Source organism: Rhizobium sp. WYCCWR 11146 (genome assembly GCF_013591995.1).
In the GTDB taxonomy this organism is placed as follows: Bacteria; Pseudomonadota; Alphaproteobacteria; order Rhizobiales; family Rhizobiaceae; genus Rhizobium; species Rhizobium indicum.
In genome coordinates, this window is sequence record NZ_JACCEY010000044.1 from 1 (window position 1) to 543 (window position 543).

General features: G+C 61.5%; 1 pseudogene. It reads left to right on the top strand.

The features are described from left to right. Positions 1–61: 61 nt before the first annotated feature. Positions 62–543 (top strand): annotated as a pseudogene (locus tag HX899_RS34380) (electron transfer flavoprotein subunit alpha/FixB family protein); the annotation flags it as partial.

Sequence of the window (543 nt, forward strand, 5' to 3'; positions counted from 1 at the left end):
ATCGACAAGCTCAAAAACGAAGCCGGCGTGCTGTAATCAGCTGGGAACAGGAGCCATCATCATGACCATTCTTCTTCTGGCTGACCACGACAATGCCAGCCTGTCTGATCAGACCGCCAAGACGCTAACGGCAGCCACCAAGATCGGCGGCGACGTGCATGTGCTCGTCGCCGGCAAGGCTGCCAAGGCTGCTGCCGAACAGGCGGCCAAGCTTGCCGGCGTCTCCAGGGTGCTGCTGGCCGAAAGCGACGAACTCGCCAACAATCTGGCCGAACCGCTGGCCGACCTGATCGTTTCGCTGGCGGGTAGCTACGATACCATTGTCTCGGCTGCCACCTCGGTCGGCAAGAATGTGCTGCCGCGGGTCGCCGCTCTGCTCGACGTTGCCCAGGTCTCCGAGATCATCGAGGTGATCTCGTCCGATACCTTCAAGCGGCCGATCTATGCCGGCAATGCCATCCAGACGGTACAGGCGAGCGATGCCAAGAAGGTCATCACCGTGCGCACCGCATCCTTTGCCTCCGCACCGGAAGGTGGTTCGGC